Source organism: Qipengyuania pacifica (assembly GCF_019857205.1).
GTDB classification, from domain to species: domain Bacteria; phylum Pseudomonadota; class Alphaproteobacteria; order Sphingomonadales; family Sphingomonadaceae; genus Qipengyuania; species Qipengyuania pacifica.
Genome location: NZ_JAHWXO010000003.1, coordinates 343,820 through 357,921, shown reverse-complemented (window position 1 = coordinate 357,921; position 14,102 = coordinate 343,820). Strand labels below are relative to the sequence as shown.

Here is a 14,102-nt window from a genome sequence, read left to right as displayed (position 1 = left end):
TTGTCGGGACATATGCTTGTCATGAGTTCGCTCCCCCAAACCGAGCCGATCACGAAATGGAAGCGCGCCGATGTCGCCGCGTGTATCGTCCTGCTGCTGACGGTAATCGCGGTGCGCGCGCCGTGGATCGGGAATGCAAATGCCGACGTCGACGAGCAGCTCTATTCTCTTATCGGCAATGCGATGCTCGACGGCAAACTACCTTTTGTCGATCTGTGGGACCGAAAGCCTGTTGGCCTGTTTGCACTCTTCGCTCTAGCACATGCCGTCGGCGGTCCGGCGGCTGCTTCATATCAGGTCCTCGCCGGATTATTCACATTAGCTGGCGCGGTGATGATGTATGTTCTGTCCCGTATTCTCGTCGACCGTGTGGCAGCCACCGGCGCCGGGCTGCTTTATGTGGTGTTGATGTCGACTTACGGCAGCCATTCCGGCCAGTCGGAGGCGTTCTATGTTCCGATGATGCTGGCGATGGCACTGCTAGTGCGCGATTCTGCCCATCCCCGGGCCTTTCGCCGCGCGCTTGCAGCGATGCTGATCGGCGGGTTGGCCTTGCAAGTGAAATACACTGTCGTACCGCAATGTATCTTTTTTGGTATGTGGGCGCTTTGGGGGCAGTACAAACGTGGCGCGCCGGTGTCGAAACTCTGGCGCTCGGGGATCGCATTCGCCGGTCTGGGCCTATTGCCAACAATCGCCGTAAGCGCCTTCTACACTGGCATCGGTCACTTCGATGCTTTCCTGTTCGCCAATTTTACGTCATTTTTCGATCGCCTGCCTTCTCCAGGTGGCAGGCTCAATATAGATCACACCGCATTTGTTTCGCCTCTCGTCGTCCTGATCGTTCTCGGCGGTTACGCAGCGATCCGATTCAGCCCACCACGCGAACGCCAAACCTATATCTTTATGCTTTTCTGGCTCGTCGCGTCTCTTGCGACGGTCTTTCTGCCCTCGACCGTCTATCGGTATTATTACGCGGCATTGGTTCCAAACGCGGTCCTGGTAGCCCTTCCGCTCATCGACTGCCGGACAAAAGCACGCTGGATACCGTTGGCAATCGTCCTTGCAGGTGCAGCAGCTACGCTGTCCTTGCCGCAGCAATACGCACAGTCGCAAGAACAGAGCGCAACGCTGAACAGGCTGTCACGAGCCATAGCGCCGAATGTCGACAATAAGACCAAATGTCTGTGGGTCTTCGACGGACCGACATCGCTCTACACGCTCAGCAGTAGCTGCCTGCCCACCCGCTACATCTACCCTGATCACTTAAATAACGCTCTCGAGCGAAATGCCCTCGGCGTAGAGCAGACCGACGAGGTGGCACGCATTCTCGCGAACGGGCCGCCGATCATCGTGACCGCCGATACAAAATTCACGATCCAAAACGAAGACGCAGGGCAGCTCGTTGAGCGAGCGGTAACAGACCATTATCGCGAATTGACCAATGGCGTCCTCCACGGACGCACAATCAGAGTATGGAAGCGGATCGACTGACAATCGGAAGCTTGAATTTCCGATGACGAGCCGTCACTCTGAGGTCATTCCAAGCTTCTTCGGAGACATGCCCTTGAAACTCGTATCTGCGCTGGCCATTGCGGCAGCCATGACGTTTGCAACGAACACACCCGCAATTGCTCAAGATGGCATTCCCGGCCCTGAGGAAGACAGCTACATCTGGCTCGAAGAAGCGCGCAGCGAAAGGGCTCTTGATTGGGTGCGGGCGGAAAACGAACGCACTACGGAGTTGCTGGCGGGCGACCCTCGGTTCGACGAGGTCAAGGCCGAAGCGCTTGCAATCTACGATAGTGAAGATCGCATTCCCTACGTGTCGATCCGGCCCGACGGACTGTACAATTTCTGGCAGGACAAGCAGAACCCACGCGGGCTTGTCCGCCGCACCACATTGGAAAGCTATCGAACCGACAATCCACAGTGGGAAACCGTTCTCGATGTGGATGCACTCGCCAAGGCTGAAGGCAGGGAGTGGGTCTACAAAGGTTACGATTGCCTGCCGCCAGAAGAGCGCCTCTGTATGATCGCGCTATCCGACGGCGGCGAGGACGCCACCGTGCTTCGCGAATTCGATATGTCGACCAAGTCCTTCGTCGATGGAGGCTTCGTCCTGGATCAAAAAAGCCAAGGCGGCATCCAATGGCTAGACAAGGATACACTGCTCGTCAGTCGCGATTTCGGTGAAGGCACACTAACGGAAAGCCAATATCCACGGACAACTCGCGTTTGGAAACGCGGAACGCCCATCGACCAAGCCGAAGAAATCTGGCGCGGCGAGGAAGCCGACGTTTGGTCGGGAGCAACTCTGCTGCGCGATCATACCGGCACTGTACATGGCACGTATGCTTTCCGCGCAACCAGCTTCCACGAAACCGAGTACTTCTGGCAGAAAGACGGCGAGTGGCTGCGCCTCGACATGCCGCTTAAGGCAGCGCCCTATGGCCTCATAGACGGCCAGTTGCTCTTTTCGACCGATGTGGATTGGGAAACGCAGGGTCAGACTTTCCCCGCGGATGCGTTGATTTCCGTCGATCTGGAAGAGTTCAAGGCCGACCCGAATGGCGCGACCAAAACACTCGTCTGGACGCCGGAAGCGAAGCAGACCAAACAGGGCGCGGCGAATACGGCAGAGAGCCTTTATGTAAGCCTTCTCGACAATGTTCGGGGCAGGGTTCTCAAGTTCGACTATGTGGACGGCAAGTGGGTTTCCACAGAAATCGCGCTACCGGATAATTCGACACTCGGGGTAGCGGCGGCTTCCGATGGGTCCGACGAGATCATGTATTCGGTGACCGATTTCCTCACCCCGTCGACCCTCTACTACTCCGAGGGCAGTGGCGCGCCCGAAGTGATCAAGACTTCCCCGAGCAACTTCGATGCGACCGGGATGGAAGTCGAGCAGTTCGAAGCGACCAGCGCAGATGGGACGAAGATTCCGTACTTCCTCGTCAAACCCAAGGGCATGGTGATGGACGGCACCAATCCTACCTTGCTGACCGGCTACGGCGGTTTTCAGGTTCCGCGCCTACCGTCTTACCTGGGTTCGATCGGCAAGATCTGGGCTGAGCGTGGCGGAGCCTACATCCTCGGCAACATGCGTGGGGGCGGCGAATTCGGCCCCAACTGGCACCAGTCGGCAATTCGCGAAAACAAGCAGCGCACCTGGGACGATTTCATTGCTATCGCGGAAGACGCGATCGCACGTGGCATCACCAGTCCCGAGCACCTTGGTATTCAGGGTGGCTCGCAGGGCGGATTGCTGGTCGGCACGGCCTTTACCCAGCGACCTGAGCTATTCAACGCGGCGATCGTCCAGATCCCGCTGTTCGACATGCTGCGCTATCACGAGATTGGACGCGGCGCGTCGTGGATCGGCGAATATGGCGATCCACGCATTCCGGAACAGCGCGCCTGGATCGAACCCTATTCCCCCTATCAGAAGCTGCTGGAAGGCAAGGAATACCCTGCCCCATTCTTCTGGGCGTCGACTGCGGACGATCGCACCCATCCTGCCCATGCTCGCAAAGGCGCTGCGCGGGTTAAGGAACTGGGACAGGATTATTATTATTTCGAAGACACTACCGGCGGCCATTCCGGCGGAGTGGACAACGAACAGCGCGCCAGACTTCAAGCTCTGCAGATGATCTATCTGCTGCAGCGTCTGGCCGACTGATAGACGGGCAGCTTAGGCGACCAACTTAATCCGTCCCTCCGGCCTGGCCGGGGTGGACGGATTTTTGGAGTCAAGGGCATTTTTCATCAGGCTCTCGGCCTGCCTCGTCGCCTCGCCGATCGTGAGGGACAGTTTCTTGACTTCATCGGCGACGACGGCAAAGCCGCGGCCCGCTTCACCAGCTCGCGCGGCCTCTATCGATGCATTCAGCGCCAGAAGACGCGTCTGGTCAGCGACAGCCTCGATCGTGCGCACGATCTTGCCGATGTCCGAAATGGTCGCTTCCTTGATGTTGGAAGCCTCCACCAGTTCCTTTCGCAGCCTCTCGCTGTCGCGTAGGCGGTCGTCGAGTTCCAGTTCGAGCTCCGTCTGTCGCGTTATATCGGTCGCGATCTTGAGCACTCGGGCAGGCTTCCCATCGGCATCGAAGATGGGCGTGTAGACAGCCTGAAGCCACAGGGTGCCGCCATTACGATGTTCGCGCTTGAAGCGATTGGCCATCGTCAGGCCCTCGCCCAACTGTGCCCAGAACTTACGATACTCGTGCGACTGCGCATAAGTATGATCGCACAACATGCGGTGGTGAAAACCCACCACCTGCTTTTCGCGATATCCGAAGATCTCGAGAAACTTTTCGTTTGCTGCGGTGATGATCCCGTCGAAGGTCATCTGGACCATGCCGAAAGATTGCGTTGTCGCAGCCCATACCGCCTTATACTCGGCCAGCTGGCTAGACTTTTCCGTATCCAATGTCGGGGCTCCCGATTAACCTCCACCGCCGGCTAAAGGAACATGGTAAACGAGCTGTAAACGAATAGGGATGGCTGACCGACTTTCGGCCCGCCGCTGCCCGTGATTTTCGAAAAATCGACCCTACAAGAATCGTACGACCAAAGTGGGAAAGCTCAGTCCTTCTTCTCGGCCGCTTTTTTCTTCTTCATCGCATCGTGAAAGCGGTCGGCCCAGCCAGGCTTCACGCTCTGCTCGCCGCGGACCACCCGAAGATCGCCTGCACCGACGTCCCGGCTGACGGCACTTCCCGCGCCGACGATTGCATCCGCGCCAATCGTGACGGGCGCGATGAGAGAGCTATTGGAGCCGATGAAGGCGCGCTCCCCGATCACGGTTTTGTACTTGAAATAGCCATCGTAATTGCAGGTGATCGTGCCCGCGCCGATATTGGCATTAGCGCCTATTTCTGCATCTCCGAGATAGGAGAGGTGGCTTGCCTTGGCACCTTCGCCCAGCACTGCCTTTTTCATTTCGACGAAATTGCCGACGAAACTGTTCTTTCCCATAACGGCGCCGGGCCGCAGGCGCGCGTAGGGTCCAACCGAACAGTCTTCTCCGATAGTTGCCCCTTCGAGGTGACAAAAGCTCTTGATATGAGCGCCGCTTGCGATGGTCACACCGGGACCGAACACCACATTCGGGTCGATCGTGACGTCGGCTGCCAGCCTGGTATCGTAACTGAAGAATACGGTTTCCGGAGCCCTCAGAGTGACCCCTTCGCTCATCCAGTAATCGCGTTGATCATCCTGCCATTGCGCTTCTGCTGCCGCCAGTTCAGCCCTGCTGTTGATGCCCGCGACTTCAGCTGCATCGGTTTCCACCACGGCAACTCTATCGCCCCGCGCAATGGCGCCCGTCGCGACATCGGGCAGGTAATATTCACCCTGCGCATTGTCGTTGCCGACCGCATCCAGCAGCGCCCACATGTCGTCCGAATGCGCAATTATGAGACCGGAATTGCAAAGGTCGCACGCCTTTTCATCATCCGTTGCATCCTTATATTCCACCATCTTTGCCACCCGGCCATCGCTATCGGCAATGATGCGGCCATATTGCAGTGGGTCATCGGGGCGGAAACCGAGCACCGCGACCTTGGCCCCATCGTCCAGCGCAGCGACCAGTTTGCGGACGGTAGCCGCCTTGACCATCGGGCAATCGCCAAAACACACGAGAATGTTACCAGTGAACCCGGCCAACGCTTCGCGCGCCTGTAGCGCAGCGTGGGCCGTGCCAAGCTGGGGTTCCTGAAGAGCGGTCGTGATATCGCGTTTCGCCAACGCGGCATCCATCTGCTCGCGCTTGTCCCCGACCACAACCACGGTGCGCTGGAATTCCAGTTCCGCAAGGCTGTCGAGCAGATGCATCAGCATTGGGCGTCCCGCAATCGGATGAAGCACCTTGTGCAGGTTGCTCTTCATGCGGGTTCCCTTGCCGGCAGCAAGAATTATGGCGGCGAATTCGCGATCGGTTTTCATGATCAAGGCCCTTGCCATCATTCCCTTGCAGTTTGAAGGCGCATACTGCACCGCCCGTCGCATGAGCCAACTGCCATTTCAGATTATCGGTTTCGACCTCGACGGGACACTGCTCGAAACCCACCGGGACCTCGGCGCAGCCGTCAACCACGCCCTTGAGCTCGGTGGCTTTGAGAAGGTCCCCGCCGATCATGCCAGCGACCTCATCGGCGGCGGTGCGAAGATCATGCTGATGCGCGCGGTGGACGAACAGGGCGGCCTGCCGGAAGAAGAATTCCGCAAGCTCTACAAAGCCATGCTGGCTTTCTACGCAGAGAACAACGCAGTCCACACGCGGCCGTACCCCCACGCCGCCGAGGTACTGGCCGACCTTGAAGATCGTGGCATCGCCATGGTCGTGGTGACGAACAAGTTCGAAAGCTTCGCCTCGCAAATCCTGGAATCGCTGGGTCTGCGCGATCGCTTCGCCGGCGTCATTGGCGGCGATACCATGGGCAAGGGACGATCCAAGCCTGCACCGGACCCGATCTTCGAAGCCATCAGGCGTGGCGGTGGGGGGTCGCTCGCCTTCGTGGGCGACAGTTCATACGACGTGAAAGCGGCTCGCGCGGCCAATGTGCCGGTGATCGGCGCTCGCTATGGATATTGCGACAAGCCCCGCGGCGAACTGGGTGCGGATGCGGAAATCGATTCGCTGTCCGAACTCATACCGGCTCTCGCGCGCCTCGGCTGAACAGTCCGCCGCTACGGAATGGCGGTCCGCCATGCCCCCTGTTGCAACTGCGAGGGGATCGTGCCACCTCGCAGCCCACATTGACCTTTACGTAAACGACATAGCAGGAGCAGTTCCATGAGCATCGATTTCAAGGACAAGGTAGCAATCGTCACCGGCGCTGGCGGCGGTCTGGGCCGTGAATACGCGCTGGAGCTTGCGCGGCGCGGCGCCAAGGTCGTCGTAAACGATCTGGGAGGCTCGCGTGACGGTACCGGCCATTCGGATATGGCACTGCAGGTAGTCGAGGAAATCGAAAAGGCCGGCGGCGAGGCAGTTTCGAACGGCGGTTCGGTGACCGAATTCGACCAGATGGAAAAGATGATCGCCGACGCGAAGCAGAAGTGGGGCGGCGTGCATGTCGTCATCAACAACGCCGGTGTTCTGCGCGACAAGACCTTCGCCAAAATGACGATGGACGATTTCGAATTCGTCGTTGACGTTCACCTCAACGGTTCGGCCAATGTCGCCAAGGCGGCTTGGGAAACCATGCGCGAGCAGGCCTATGGCCGTATCCTTATGACAGCGTCCTCGACCGGTCTGTTCGGCAATTTCGGCCAGGCAAACTATGGTGCGGCCAAGCTGGGTCTGGCTGGCCTGACCAAAACGCTGCAGCTCGAAGGTGCGAAGTACAACATCAAGGTCAACACGATCTCGCCTGTGGCAGGCACGCGCATGACCGAAGATCTCTTCCCCGAAGAAGCCTTCAAGCTGTTCGATCCGGTCAATGTGGTTCCGGCCGCGCTTTTCCTCGTTAGTGAAGATGCACCGACCAATGCCATCGTCGGCGCCGGCGCTGGTGGTTTCCATTCCGCCTGGACGGTTATGAACGACGCAGTCTGGCTGAAGGACGAAGATCGCACGGTCGAAGGTTTCGCTGCCAACTGGGACAAGATCAGCGAATTTTCGAACCTTAAGGCCCCGCAGTCCGGTAGCGAACAGTCGGGCGCTATCCTGACCGCAATGCAGAAAGTTACCGGTACGGGGCCGAGCAGCGCTCGTAGCTGATACTGACCGACAGCTTACGAAAGGGCTCGCATCACATGCGAGCCCTTTTTTATGTCCTAATCGTCGATCGCTTTCAGCAAGCGACGTTCGACAGGGGCAATGACGCCGGGCAGTTCATGCCCGCGTTTCAATATCTGGCCGTGTTCACCGAAGAGTGTCCACATGCCCTGCTTATTGCGCAATGCCGGCCGTTTCTCGATCCGCGCCTGCGGCCTTTCCGCTGCGCGTCGGAAAGCTGCGAAAACGGCTACGTCGCGCGTGAAGTCCATGGCATAATCCCGCCACTCCCCAGCAGCGACCATGCGTCCGTAAAGATCGAGTATTCGCGTCAGTTCATCGCGACCGAAGCCCACTTGCTGCGGTTTACGCCCGGGGAAAGCGACCACCGTGTCGCCGAGATAGCTCATCAATCTTCGGTCCCGCTACGTCGGACCGGTTCCTGTTCGGCACGCAGTGCAGCGACTTCCGCCCTCAGCTGCTTAAGCTCGTTCTCGAGCTTTTCGATGCAATCACGGCCGAGCTCACGCGTGCTTTCGCACGGATCATCGCAGGGGGTGCCATAGGGAATGAATTCCTTCACCCACTCCTCGGCCGGGACCAGTGTGCTGCGGGCCTTCAGACCAATCATGGTCGCACCCTCTGGCACTTCATCCGTGACGACCGCATTGGCACCGATACGCGCGCGCCGACCCACAGTAATCGGGCCGATCACCTGCGCCCCCGAACCGATGATGACATCATCCGAAATGGTCGGGTGACGTTTGCCGCCCTTTCCATTCGTCGGGTTCGTCCCGCCCAACGTAACGCACTGATAGATGGTCACGTTGTCGCCAATCTCGGCGGTTTCTCCAATCACCGAAAAACCGTGATCGATGAAAAAGTTTTTTCCGATCTTCGCACCGGGATGAATGTCGATCGCCGTGAACATACGGCTCCAGTGATTCACCAATCGGGCAAGAAAAAACAGTTCCGCCTCGAACAGCCAATGCGCGATGCGGTGATACCCGACGGCCCAGACACCGGGATATGTCAGCACTTCCCAGCGGCTGCGGGGGGCCGGATCGCGTGCCTTCACGCTGTCGAGATAGGCGACAAGCCGTTCCAACATTGGCACTATTCTCCCACTCGCGGGCAGTTAAATCAAGCGGCCCTGTTCGGGGCCCTGCACCGCTTCCAGCGCGTCTCGCCATACAGATAGGGTTGCCGGAACCTGCCGTTCAAGGCTCAGCCGGTCGATTTCCGACACGATTTTCTCAATTGCCGCATAGCTGCGCTCCATACGCGGGATGAGATAGGCAGGTGCCCCCTCTCCCAGGACGAGGCCGCGCTGCAACGCGTGGTTGAGCATGAGTTCGGCGGCCATATCGTCGTCCGGGGCACCGATCTCGAGTTGCAGGGCAGCCCCCATACGGCTGCGCAAGTCGGGAAGAGTAATCGTCCAGTTTTCGCCATCAACCACAACCAGCAGCGGGAAACCGTCTTCCTGGGCCCTGTTCCAGCTATGGAAGACCTCGGTTTCATCAAGCGCCTCCACGCCATCGATCACCCCTCCCGCATGCCGGTTGGCAAACCAGCGCGCCAGAAGCGATTTTCCAGAGCGCGGTGGGCCGTGGAGAATGGCGGTGCGAAACGGCCAGTTTTCAGGTGCGGCCAGCGCTTCTGCAACCGCACGGTTGCCGGATCCTATGGCGATGGATGCCGGATCTCTCGCACCTGCCGGAATCAGCGGGAGCGCAATCTGCGACGTCATCGCCTGCGCCTCAGCGACTGATGGCGAGCGCGTTGCTGCCCTGGCTGACGGTAAAGCCCCGTGCGCGCAGGGCATCCGCCAGTTGCGCAATCGTGCCGGAATAACTGACCGTCATCACCGACGTCCCACCGATAGCGGTGCTACGGATACCCGTATTGCGAACACCGGGCGTGCCCCGCACCGAACTGACGGCTGTATCGAAAGCAGATGCATCGGGGGTCGCGACCTGCACCGTATACAGCGCGACGGAACCTTCGGGCGGAGGCGTGCGAATCGGCGCAGCCGTGATTGCATCGCCGCTCTCGGTCGTCGGCTCTGCAGTTGCCGCGGCCTGATCCTGCGCCCGGACCGATCGCCCGAGTTCGAGCAGGCGCTGCAGCGCCGGGCTGAGTTCCGGAGTACCGATGTTGAGCGTCGGATCGGGTTTGAGCGTGCCATTGGCCAGCGCGGTTTCGAACAGGCGATTGAAGCGGACAACGGCCTTATCCAGCATAGCCGGCAGTTCGGCAGGTGACGCTGCCCTCATTTCGAAGCTACCCAGGAAGTCGTCGTCCGGCCCGAACCTTGCGGTGAACGTACCTTCGACGGGACCGCCCGGATAGGTATACCGCAGATTGGCGATGGAGACGAGCACATCGGCGGCGCCGAACTGGTCAAGTGCATTGCGCCACCACGTGCGACTGCGCCGGCCGGTCTGTCCATAGGTCAACAAGAGCGAATCGCCGCCGGCGCCTGCGGGCCTAACGTAATCGATCCGACTTTGGCCCGCCTGGTATTCCGCCCAAGCCCGTTGCCAGGGATTGCGCTGCTCGTAGATCATCTGCGTGCCTGCCGAAACGGTTACCGGCAGGAGCAGCATGGGTGCGGAACGGGTCGCCTCGCCTTGCGCCCCAAGATAGCGGGATGCCCGTTGACGATCGAAAACCACGCCAAGCGTGGCGATATACCGCTTTGGCCCCAGTCGCTCGCGTTCGATGACGATGGCTGACACGAGCCCTTCGATCTGCGAATCGCTCAACTCGGGTCCGTCGAGACGCTCCCAAGCCTTACGCTGCGCTTCGACCCAGGCTTTCTCGCGGGCTTCGGTACCGGTGTCGGCATGTACATCCACTTCGACACCCGAAACCTGGATATCGCTGGTCGACGCGACCGGCGCGATACCACGTTCACCCCCGACCTGCGCCCATACAGCCACGCCCAGCACGCAGAAAGCGGCCAGCATGATCGCCAATATGGCGGGACGGCGAAGGGCGTGCTGAAGGGAGATAGCTTGGCTCATGGGGGAAACAGGGCGCCTTTTGCCCAAAGGCAACTGGAAATCCAAGCGCGAATGCGTAAGGCGGGTGTCATGAGTGACGAACCGCGCCAGAACACCCCGTCTTACACCTACGAACAGGCAGGTGTTTCAATCGAGGCGGGCAATGCTCTCGTCAAGGCCATCGGGCCTCTGGTGAAGGCCACCATGCGCCCGGGTGCCGATGGAGAAATCGGCGGGTTCGGGGGCTTTTTCGATCCCAAGGCTGCGGGCTACAAGGATCCGCTGCTGGTGGCAGGCAACGATGGCGTCGGCACCAAGCTGAAGCTCGCCATCGATAGCGGCAAACATGACACGGTCGGAATCGATCTCGTTGCCATGTGCGTCAACGATCTGATCGTTCAGGGGGCCGAACCGCTTTTCTTCCTAGACTATTTCGCCACCGGCAAGCTCGAGAATGGCGTGGCCGAGCGGGTAATTGCCGGCATTGCCGCAGGCTGCACGCAGGCAGGGTGCGCGCTGATCGGTGGTGAAACGGCGGAAATGCCAGGCATGTACGCCGCCGGCGATTACGACCTTGCCGGTTTCTGCGTCGGCGCAGTCGAGCGCGGGGAGCAGTTGACGGGCGAGCGTGTCGCGCCGGGACATATCCTTCTCGGCCTCGCGAGTTCGGGAGTGCATTCCAACGGCTATTCGCTGGTTCGCAGGCTCGCAGAAGACAAGCTGTGGAATCTCCACCGCCCTGCCGTATTCGATCGGGACCGGCTGCTGATCGACACGCTTATCGAGCCGACGCGGATTTATGTGAAGACGCTGCTGCCCTTGGTGCGCGACGGGCTGATCGATGCGATGGCGCATATTACCGGTGGCGGCCTGCTCGAGAACATTCCCCGCGTGCTGCCTGCTGGCGCGCATGCGGAAGTCGATGCGGATGGGTGGGAGCAGCCGGGACTCATGGCTTTCCTTCAGGCGCAGGGGAATATCGAGCCGGCCGAGATGGCGCGCACGTTCAACTGCGGCGTCGGCATGGTGCTGGCGGTCGAACCCGCCAATGTCGAAATAGTACGCGACCGCCTTGAAAAAGCAGGAGAAACCGTCCTTGCCGTGGGCCGCATCGCCGAAGGTGACAAAGGCTGCACGGTGAAAGGTTCGGCCGGCACCTGGGCGGCGCGCGATAGCTGGTCGGCGACGCATAATGCCTGACAAGGCGCGGGTCGCGGTCTTCGTTTCCGGACGGGGGACGAATATGGCGGCGCTGCTTTATGCGAGCCGGTTGCCGGGGTGCCCTTACGAGATCGGCCTGGTGGCATCGAACGATCCGGAAGCCGAGGCGCTGACGCTGGCTGAGGCCGAAGGCGTTGCGACTTTCGCGCTGTCCCACAAGGGGATGAAGCGCGCCGAGCATGATGCGGCGATGGAACAGGCGGCGTTGGATGCCAGGGCGCAATATATTGTTCTTGCTGGATATATGCGCATCCTGAGCCCCGAATTTGTGAGACGCTGGGAAGGCCGGATGCTCAACATCCACCCGTCCCTGCTGCCCAAATATCCGGGTCTCGACACGCATGCGCGGGCCATTGCGGCAGGCGATTCGCATGGCGGGGCGAGCGTGCATCTGGTCACCGAAGAGCTCGATGCGGGCGAGGTGCTGGGCCAGATCAAAGTGAAAATACATGTCAATCATACGTATGATTCGCTTGCCGAACACGTCCGACACGCCGAACACCAGCTCTATCCCCGGGTCCTGGCCGATTACGTTTCCCGAGGGAGCGACCCGGAGTGGCTGCTGGGCCGCGTCCGCGAACTGGCGCTGGCCCTGCCCGAAACGCACGAACGCGAAAGCCACGGTTCGCCCGGCTTCCGGGTGGGCACGGAAAAATCGGGCAAGTTCTTCGCCTATTTTTCCGACCAGCATCACGGCACACCGCATATTTCGCTGCTGGTGAAATGTTCGAGCATGGACGAGCTTGAAGGCCTCGTTGAAGCGCAGCCGCAAGTCTATTACAAACCCGCCTACTACGGCGCGGCAGGATGGATCGGCGTGATCCTGAACCGGCCCGGCGTCGACTGGGAGAGTGTCGCGGACTGGCTTCAGCGAAGCTGGCGCGCCGTCGCGCCCAAGAGCGTGACCCGCCTGCTCGACGTAGCGGACGAATTCTGACCGCATGGCCAGCCCGCCCCGCCCCCACCCGCTCGCCCGCGCAAAGCCTGCCATATGGGCCGACCGGGCGGTCCAGGCGCTGTGGGATGGCGGTGTCACGGCGAAACCCCCGCTTGAGCCGGAGTTCCTGTGGTCGATAGGCAGCCGGGGCTTCGACAGCGAAGACGAACATGCGGGCCGCAGCGAAGCCGAGGTCGAGGATTTCCGCACGCGGCTGGATCGGCTTTGCACAAGCCTGAGAGCTGAGGCGAAGCTGAGCGCGCTGGGTCATACCATGGCATATGGGCAACTGACGTCCGCCATCCGCAAACGCCATGCCCTAGGCCGCGTCTGGCGCGAGAGCCCCGAGCTTGCCACGACACAGATTGCTCCGCCGATCCTTATCGTGGGGCAGATGCGAACGGGCACGACCCGCATTCACCGGCTGATCGCCGCCGATCCGCGCCATACCGGCACCCGGTTCTGCAACAGCCATTATCCCGTACCGGCCAAACCCGACCTGCGCCCGCTGAAGGCGGGTGCCGCACTGGCCATCGCGCGGCGCATCAATCCCTGGCTGGACACGCTGCATCCGTTCGGCGCCACGCGCATCGACGAGGAAATCGGCTGGCTTGCCGCTGCCCTGTCACCCGCCACGTTCGAAGCGCAGTGGCACATTCCCGACTTCGTCCGCTGGAGCGAGGCGCGCGACCCTGGACCGGTCTATGCGGAGTTTGCGCGCATCCTGCGTACCGATGCCGTCACTATGGGCGACGAGGCCCTGCCCCGCGCGATCAAGTGCCCGCAGTTTTCGGAAGACCTGCCTGCCCTGCTGGCGCAGTTTCCCGAGGCACGCGTGGTCGTGACACATCGCGACAGTCAGGCGGTGCTGGACAGTTCCGTGTCGCTGATCGCCAGCCAGATGGCATTCCAGAGCGGTCAGGCCGACCTTGCCACGATACAGGCCGAATGGGGGCGCAAGCTGGCCCTGCGAGAAAAGCGGATCGAGCAGGCGTTGAGCGAGTTCGAGGGGCACGTTGCCCGCGTCGAATTCGATGCGCTGGGCGCAGACTGGCGCCGGGAAATCATCCGCATCTATGCCGCGCTGGAGATCGAACAGCTCCCCGCCGCACTGGCCGAGATCGAGCGCGAATACGAACGATCGAACACCGGGGCGCATCGCGAGCATCGTTCGCAGATCGCCCGCTTCGCCGAAGCCTAGATA

Annotated in this window: 13 protein-coding genes; 7 read left to right on the top strand and 6 right to left on the bottom strand. The window is 60.5% G+C overall.

Going from position 1 to position 14,102, the window contains the following annotated elements:
• Positions 1-21: 21 nt before the first annotated feature.
• Positions 22-1,494, top strand: a complete 1,473-nt coding sequence (locus tag KYK83_RS07010; RefSeq protein WP_222827689.1) for an ArnT family glycosyltransferase — start codon at positions 22-24, stop codon at positions 1,492-1,494.
• A 67-nt stretch (positions 1,495-1,561) separates the two neighbouring features.
• Positions 1,562-3,685, top strand: coding sequence for a prolyl oligopeptidase family serine peptidase (locus tag KYK83_RS07005; protein ID WP_222827747.1), 2,124 nt, complete (start codon positions 1,562-1,564; stop codon positions 3,683-3,685).
• Positions 3,686-3,697: 12 nt separating this feature from the next.
• Here KYK83_RS07005 and KYK83_RS17410 read toward each other — a convergent pair whose 3' ends face one another.
• Both KYK83_RS17410 and glmU read right to left on the bottom strand, forming a co-directional pair.
• Positions 3,698-4,435, bottom strand: a complete 738-nt coding sequence (locus KYK83_RS17410) for a methyl-accepting chemotaxis protein (RefSeq protein WP_283249920.1) — start codon at positions 4,433-4,435, stop codon at positions 3,698-3,700.
• Between the two features lie 155 nt (positions 4,436-4,590).
• Positions 4,591-5,952, bottom strand: a complete 1,362-nt coding sequence (glmU, locus tag KYK83_RS06995) for a bifunctional UDP-N-acetylglucosamine diphosphorylase/glucosamine-1-phosphate N-acetyltransferase GlmU (protein WP_222827688.1) — start codon at positions 5,950-5,952, stop codon at positions 4,591-4,593.
• A 61-nt stretch (positions 5,953-6,013) separates the two neighbouring features.
• Between glmU and KYK83_RS06990 the strand changes: the two genes are divergently transcribed.
• Together KYK83_RS06990 and KYK83_RS06985 are read left to right on the top strand one after the other, a co-directional pair.
• Complete coding sequence (locus KYK83_RS06990; RefSeq protein ID WP_103024942.1) at positions 6,014-6,685, top strand: HAD-IA family hydrolase; 672 nt, start codon at positions 6,014-6,016, stop codon at positions 6,683-6,685.
• 117 nt (positions 6,686-6,802) lie between these two features.
• Complete coding sequence (locus tag KYK83_RS06985) at positions 6,803-7,732, top strand: SDR family NAD(P)-dependent oxidoreductase (RefSeq protein WP_103024841.1); 930 nt, start codon at positions 6,803-6,805, stop codon at positions 7,730-7,732.
• A gap of 56 nt (positions 7,733-7,788) precedes the next feature.
• Here KYK83_RS06985 and KYK83_RS06980 read toward each other — a convergent pair whose 3' ends face one another.
• From KYK83_RS06980 to KYK83_RS06965, 4 genes are read right to left on the bottom strand one after another with little or no spacing between them, the layout of a single operon-like run.
• The gene (locus tag KYK83_RS06980) at positions 7,789-8,139 is read right to left on the bottom strand and encodes a DUF2794 domain-containing protein (RefSeq protein ID WP_196846529.1); all 351 of its coding nucleotides are present in this window, start codon (positions 8,137-8,139) and stop codon (positions 7,789-7,791) included.
• Positions 8,139-8,840, bottom strand: coding sequence for a serine O-acetyltransferase EpsC (gene epsC / locus KYK83_RS06975; RefSeq protein ID WP_222827687.1), 702 nt, complete (start codon positions 8,838-8,840; stop codon positions 8,139-8,141). The genes KYK83_RS06980 and epsC overlap by 1 nt, the downstream gene beginning before the upstream one ends.
• A 27-nt stretch (positions 8,841-8,867) precedes the next feature.
• The gene (locus KYK83_RS06970) at positions 8,868-9,482 is read right to left on the bottom strand and encodes a P-loop NTPase family protein (RefSeq protein WP_222827686.1); all 615 of its coding nucleotides are present in this window, start codon (positions 9,480-9,482) and stop codon (positions 8,868-8,870) included.
• 10 nt (positions 9,483-9,492) lie between these two features.
• Positions 9,493-10,761 carry a heavy-metal-associated domain-containing protein gene (locus tag KYK83_RS06965; RefSeq protein ID WP_222827685.1) on the bottom strand — a complete coding sequence of 423 codons (1,269 nt, stop codon included), beginning with the start codon at positions 10,759-10,761 and terminating at the stop codon, positions 9,493-9,495.
• Positions 10,762-10,830: 69 nt separating this feature from the next.
• Here KYK83_RS06965 and purM point away from each other — a divergent pair, with 69 nt between their 5' ends.
• From purM to KYK83_RS06950, 3 genes are read left to right on the top strand one after another with little or no spacing between them, the layout of a single operon-like run.
• Positions 10,831-11,940, top strand: a complete 1,110-nt coding sequence (purM, locus tag KYK83_RS06960) for a phosphoribosylformylglycinamidine cyclo-ligase (protein WP_222827684.1) — start codon at positions 10,831-10,833, stop codon at positions 11,938-11,940.
• On the top strand, positions 11,933-12,898 hold the full coding sequence (gene purN / locus KYK83_RS06955) for a phosphoribosylglycinamide formyltransferase (RefSeq protein ID WP_222827683.1): 966 nt from the start codon (positions 11,933-11,935) through the stop codon (positions 12,896-12,898). Before purM ends, purN begins: the two co-directional genes overlap by 8 nt.
• A 4-nt stretch (positions 12,899-12,902) precedes the next feature.
• Positions 12,903-14,099: a sulfotransferase family protein gene (locus KYK83_RS06950; protein WP_222827682.1), complete on the top strand. Its 1,197-nt coding sequence runs from the start codon at positions 12,903-12,905 to the stop codon at positions 14,097-14,099.
• Positions 14,100-14,102: the final 3 nt, after the last annotated feature.

What these genes read in the sequence shown, in the direction of transcription:
- KYK83_RS06980 (WP_196846529.1), bottom strand. Translation starts at nt 8,139, where the DNA reads ATGAGCTATCTCGGCGACACGGTGGTCGCTTTCCCCGGGCGTAAACCG.
- KYK83_RS06970 (WP_222827686.1), bottom strand. Translation starts at nt 9,482, where the DNA reads ATGACGTCGCAGATTGCGCTCCCGCTGATTCCGGCAGGTGCGAGAGAT.
- KYK83_RS06950 (WP_222827682.1), top strand. Translation starts at nt 12,903, where the DNA reads ATGGCCAGCCCGCCCCGCCCCCACCCGCTCGCCCGCGCAAAGCCTGCC.
- glmU (WP_222827688.1), bottom strand. Translation starts at nt 5,952, where the DNA reads ATGAAAACCGATCGCGAATTCGCCGCCATAATTCTTGCTGCCGGCAAG.
- KYK83_RS06985 (WP_103024841.1), top strand. Translation starts at nt 6,803, where the DNA reads ATGAGCATCGATTTCAAGGACAAGGTAGCAATCGTCACCGGCGCTGGC.
- KYK83_RS06965 (WP_222827685.1), bottom strand. Translation starts at nt 10,761, where the DNA reads ATGAGCCAAGCTATCTCCCTTCAGCACGCCCTTCGCCGTCCCGCCATA.
- epsC (WP_222827687.1), bottom strand. Translation starts at nt 8,840, where the DNA reads ATGTTGGAACGGCTTGTCGCCTATCTCGACAGCGTGAAGGCACGCGAT.
- purM (WP_222827684.1), top strand. Translation starts at nt 10,831, where the DNA reads ATGAGTGACGAACCGCGCCAGAACACCCCGTCTTACACCTACGAACAG.
- purN (WP_222827683.1), top strand. Translation starts at nt 11,933, where the DNA reads ATGCCTGACAAGGCGCGGGTCGCGGTCTTCGTTTCCGGACGGGGGACG.
- KYK83_RS07005 (WP_222827747.1), top strand. Translation starts at nt 1,562, where the DNA reads ATGCCCTTGAAACTCGTATCTGCGCTGGCCATTGCGGCAGCCATGACG.
- KYK83_RS06990 (WP_103024942.1), top strand. Translation starts at nt 6,014, where the DNA reads ATGAGCCAACTGCCATTTCAGATTATCGGTTTCGACCTCGACGGGACA.
- KYK83_RS07010 (WP_222827689.1), top strand. Translation starts at nt 22, where the DNA reads ATGAGTTCGCTCCCCCAAACCGAGCCGATCACGAAATGGAAGCGCGCC.